Source organism: Armatimonas sp. (assembly GCF_964826245.1).
The window spans coordinates 1-3,777 of sequence record NZ_CBAYMC010000338.1; the positions used below are offsets into that span (position 1 = coordinate 1).

General features: G+C 63.3%; 5 protein-coding genes. 3 read left to right on the plus strand and 2 right to left on the minus strand.

All coding sequences use genetic code 11. The features are described from left to right. The 3 genes from AC1XOS_RS20970 to AC1XOS_RS20980 form a co-directional block, all read left to right on the plus strand. A partial coding sequence (locus AC1XOS_RS20970; RefSeq protein WP_481964157.1) for a hypothetical protein occupies positions 1 to 210 on the plus strand: 210 nt, incomplete at its 5' end. After that, positions 203 to 1,771 carry a DUF2357 domain-containing protein gene (locus AC1XOS_RS20975; protein WP_481964158.1) on the plus strand — a complete coding sequence of 523 codons (1,569 nt, stop codon included), beginning with the start codon at positions 203 to 205 and terminating at the stop codon, positions 1,769 to 1,771. The genes AC1XOS_RS20970 and AC1XOS_RS20975, both read left to right, overlap by 8 nt. Positions 1,772 to 2,026: 255 nt before the next feature. Next, entirely contained in the window at positions 2,027 to 2,491 is a 465-nt protein-coding gene (locus tag AC1XOS_RS20980; protein ID WP_481964159.1) for an SRPBCC family protein, read from the plus strand. A gap of 84 nt (positions 2,492 to 2,575) precedes the next feature. Here the strand turns inward: AC1XOS_RS20980 and AC1XOS_RS20985 are convergent, their stop codons facing one another. Beyond that, positions 2,576 to 3,424: a 2-oxo acid dehydrogenase subunit E2 gene (locus AC1XOS_RS20985; RefSeq protein WP_481964160.1), complete on the minus strand. Its 849-nt coding sequence runs from the start codon at positions 3,422 to 3,424 to the stop codon at positions 2,576 to 2,578. Next, positions 3,421 to 3,708 (minus strand): 4a-hydroxytetrahydrobiopterin dehydratase, encoded by a 288-nt coding sequence (locus tag AC1XOS_RS20990; RefSeq protein WP_481964161.1) that lies wholly within the window; start codon positions 3,706 to 3,708, stop codon positions 3,421 to 3,423. The genes AC1XOS_RS20985 and AC1XOS_RS20990 overlap by 4 nt, the downstream gene beginning before the upstream one ends. Positions 3,709 to 3,777: the final 69 nt, after the last annotated feature.

Genomic DNA, 3,777 nt, shown 5'->3' on the forward strand with positions numbered 1-3,777 from the left:
GGGGCCGGGGGGAGGAGGGATGGCTTGGACACCGCAATCTGCCTGAAGCTCCTCCCACGCCTCCACGGTTCCCAGCGCCGCCTCGCACCTGTGCTTGATGCCCTGCTCGCGCTCGCCGAGGTCGAAGGCTGGACACACACCGCCGTTGCCCTCCGCACGCTCCAGAACCGCCTACTTCGCGACGGCTTCGGGGGCTACGCGTTTGAATAACCCCCTCAAAATCCCCCTTCGCTTGCCGCACCCGGAGGGTACCCGGGTCACCGTCTCAGCGGCGGGGGGAGGTTTACTCCTCTACTCCGACGCCCTTCGACAAATTCCACCTACCGAAGCGGCGACGTTTGGGGAAGAGCCTGTGCAGCTTCGTGAGAACGGGGTGGCGGAGTGGGTGCTTTCTGGAGTTCCAAAAAGCTGGCGGCTGCGGGAGGGCGGGCCGGTGCGTGTCAGCCGCACGAACCTGCACTCGGGCACACTTATGGCGGGCAATGAGGCGGGGCTGCTCACCCTGGTGCTGGAAGATGAGACAGGCAGGCTGCGGGCGAGCGCTGGGCTTGAGATTGTCAGTGCCAAGCTCGGCTACCGCGAGGACTTTCGGCAGCTCTTAGAGGACATTGCACGCCGCGCCACGGATCTGCTCCTGCGCCAGCGTACCGAGATGACGTCACCGATGACTGCCACCGAGCGCCCCGATCCCGCGCGGCTGGTAGAGCGCTTTTTTCTCCTGCGCGGCTTGCTGGAGAGCGGCGAGTTTCAGCGCGGCCTCGCCCGAGTACTCTCCGACCCGCACCGCATTCTCCATGCGGAGGCCGAGTCGCTGCCGCTGAACCGGGCGCGGCGGCTGACTCCCAGTACGGTGCGCTGGCTCGCCACGGCCACGCCCCGCCAGCCTGTTCCCGTTGGACATTGCCTAACGAAGCGTGGTCTGGCAACGGTGCCGCTGCACCTGCCCCACACGCGCCCCACGGAGACCGGTGACACGCCCGAAAATCGGTTTGTTAAGTATGCTCTGAGGCAGATGCTGGAGACGCTAGATGCCTGCACCGTGACCGAACGCTTGCAAAAAGAAGCGTGGTGGCTGAGAGCGCCGCTGGAGCAAGCTCTCGCGCACCCGCTCTTTGCTGAGGTCGGAACCTTGACACAGCTCCCCACGGGGAGCCAGGTTCTGGCGCGGCGTAGTGGCTATCGGGAGGTCTACCAGACCTGGCTGGCGGCGCAACAGGCGCTTCAGCTCTCGTGGGAGGGTGGGCAAGACGTCTTTGGAGCTGGGCGGCGCGATGTGGCGACGCTCTACGAGTACTGGTGCTTTTTCGAAGTGGCCGCCGCCGTGGAGCGCGTTTTGGGGATATCCTGGCCCTCTGGTGCTTTTCTGACGCCCACAGCAGATGGCTACTCGCTGGCCCTGCGGCGTGGCACCGAGCTGCGGCTGGAGTCGGACGGAGTCTCGCTGTTCTACAACCCGACCCTGCCAACGTGGACGCGCCCCGTGCGCCCGGACATCACACTGGCCACCGGGGAAATGCGCGTTCACTTTGATGCCAAGTACCGCCTCACGGATCACCACGACGCCCTCACCGACGATATTCTCACGATGCATGCCTACCGTGATGCCCTCCCCGGCACGCTCGCTGCCGTCGCGCTGTATCCGGGAAAGACCGCGCACTGGTGGCCCGATCCGGCAAGTCCTCGCCATGGCCTCGGGGCGCTTCCGCTGGCACCGGGGCGTGGACAGACGGCGCTGGATCGGCTCTTAACGGCGATAATTGTCTCCAAGTGAGTGCTTGCGCGAGTGACAGATCCGCGAGGTCGTTGACAAAGCCTGCGGTGGACGGTTGCGGTAGAAGTCCTGCGCGATGTCCTCAACGGTGGGCGGCACCGTGAGCTCCGTGACTTGTGTCGGGCCAATCGTGGTGCAGCAGAGGCGTCTTAAGGGCAACAAGCGCCAAGAATAGTGCGAGCGTTTTCATCTTATCTCAAGAGGACGTTTGTTGGGGGGATCTGGTTACGGGGAACATAGGATAAAATGCTCCTTGTGTCATCCCCTATTCGCCGTCAGTACCAGCTTTTTATCGAGCGCCCCCCCGAAGCCGTCTTTGCCTTTGTGGCAGACCTGAGCAACTACGCTCGCATTTGCCCCGAGGATCAGAAAGAAGAGGCGACCGGGCTTGCGCAGGGTGTCGGCGCACTGGTGCTGTTTCGCGGCGGCCCGTGGGGCGATATTACCGCCACCGTGAGCGAGCACGACGAGCCACGCCTGCTGAGCTTCCAGCAAGTTGAGGGGCCGTTTGTCTCTTGGACGCACCGCTATAAGTTCTCGGTCTATCCCAATGGCACGCTCCTCAACGAGCAGTTCGAGTACACGCTTAAGGGCCTCGCGATTGCCAAAGAGAAGCTCCCCAGTACCGCCAAGCTCTGGGACGACTGGGTGCGCCACCGTCAGAGCGAGACCAAGCGGATTCTGGAGCGCATCGGGCGCATCAAGGGGCCTGGGGTTTAGGCCCCCCTAACCCCCGCTGCGCGGGGGGACAATAAGGAAAGAGTTCCTTGTCTCTCCCCCGTCGGACGGGGGGTGGGGGGGAATCTAAACAAACAGAAAGCGGGTTTCTTCGAGGTTGCGCTGAATTTCTTGGAGAAATTTGATTGCGGCGAAGCTGTCTGCGGCGCGGGGATCATGGGCGAGGGTGAGTGTGCCCGTCGGGCCGATATAGAGATGCGCGGCCTGTGGCGTGTGTAGGATTGGTGTCTGGGACTCTGCCTCCCCGATGGTGAGCGTTGCCGTGGCCCCGCGTGTGGGAAGCGCCGCCATACTCTCTAGCTCGCGGGAGAGCGCGAGAATGCTTTTTTTGTCGGCGTCGCAGAGCACGGGGAATGCACCGCCGGGTTGCGGCAAGCAAATATTGATAGTTGCTCGGAGCCGAATCTCCTCGTCGGCGAGCCAGGCGGCATTGAAACGCGGGTGGGCTTTTAAGGCGGCGGCGACAGCGGCAACAAAAAACGCCGAAAGTGTCGCGCCGGACTTCTCCTGCAAGCGCCGCGTCTCCGTGAGATCGACGGAGAGTGTGGTGTACTGATGCGGCACGAGAGCGAGCGCGGCGGCATGATGCCGGGCCAAGTGCTGCTCATTTTCGGTGGGTGTGTAGCGCGTCTCGGGGCCAACGGGGACGTAGTCGGGCTCTGGTGCGGTATGCGTCTTTGTCTCGGTAACACCTGCCAGAACGGCCAGCGGCTCGCCCGCCTCGACCGCTTCTGCCTCTAAAACGGCTTTCTTAAAGAGCACGCCATAGACGGGGGCCAAGACCAAAAACTCCGTGCCATCGCTCTTTCTCAGGCGCAGGAGCGGCTCGTTCAGCGCAACAAACTGCCCAATGGCGCGCTCCCAACCCGCGACGGTGGCGACGCCCTCATGCTCCGCGATGACCGTAAACTTCACGCGCTCAGTGTATCGGCCTGCGCGGCCAGCGCAAAGTCTTTCTCCGTCAGCCCGCCCGAGTCGTGGGTCGTGAGTGCGAGCGTCACTTTGTTGTAGCGAATGTCCATGTCCGGGTGATGATCCGCCGCCTCAGCCGCGTCGGCCACGGCATTGACAAAGCGCATCGCCGCCACAAAGTCGGCAAAGACAAACGTGCGGGAGATCATCCCATCTTTCAGGCTCCAGCCCGCACGGAGTGCCAGCGCCGCTTGCACGGCGGCATCGGTTAGTTTTGGGTCTCGCATCGCTATCTTCGCACCACCCGCTCCGGCTGGTTGCTGACGACACTTTTATACGCCGCTTCGACCACTTCC

Coding starts and splice junctions, on each gene's coding strand:
- AC1XOS_RS20990 (WP_481964161.1), bottom strand. CDS start 3,708: ATGCGAGACCCAAAACTAACCGATGCCGCCGTGCAAGCGGCGCTGGCA.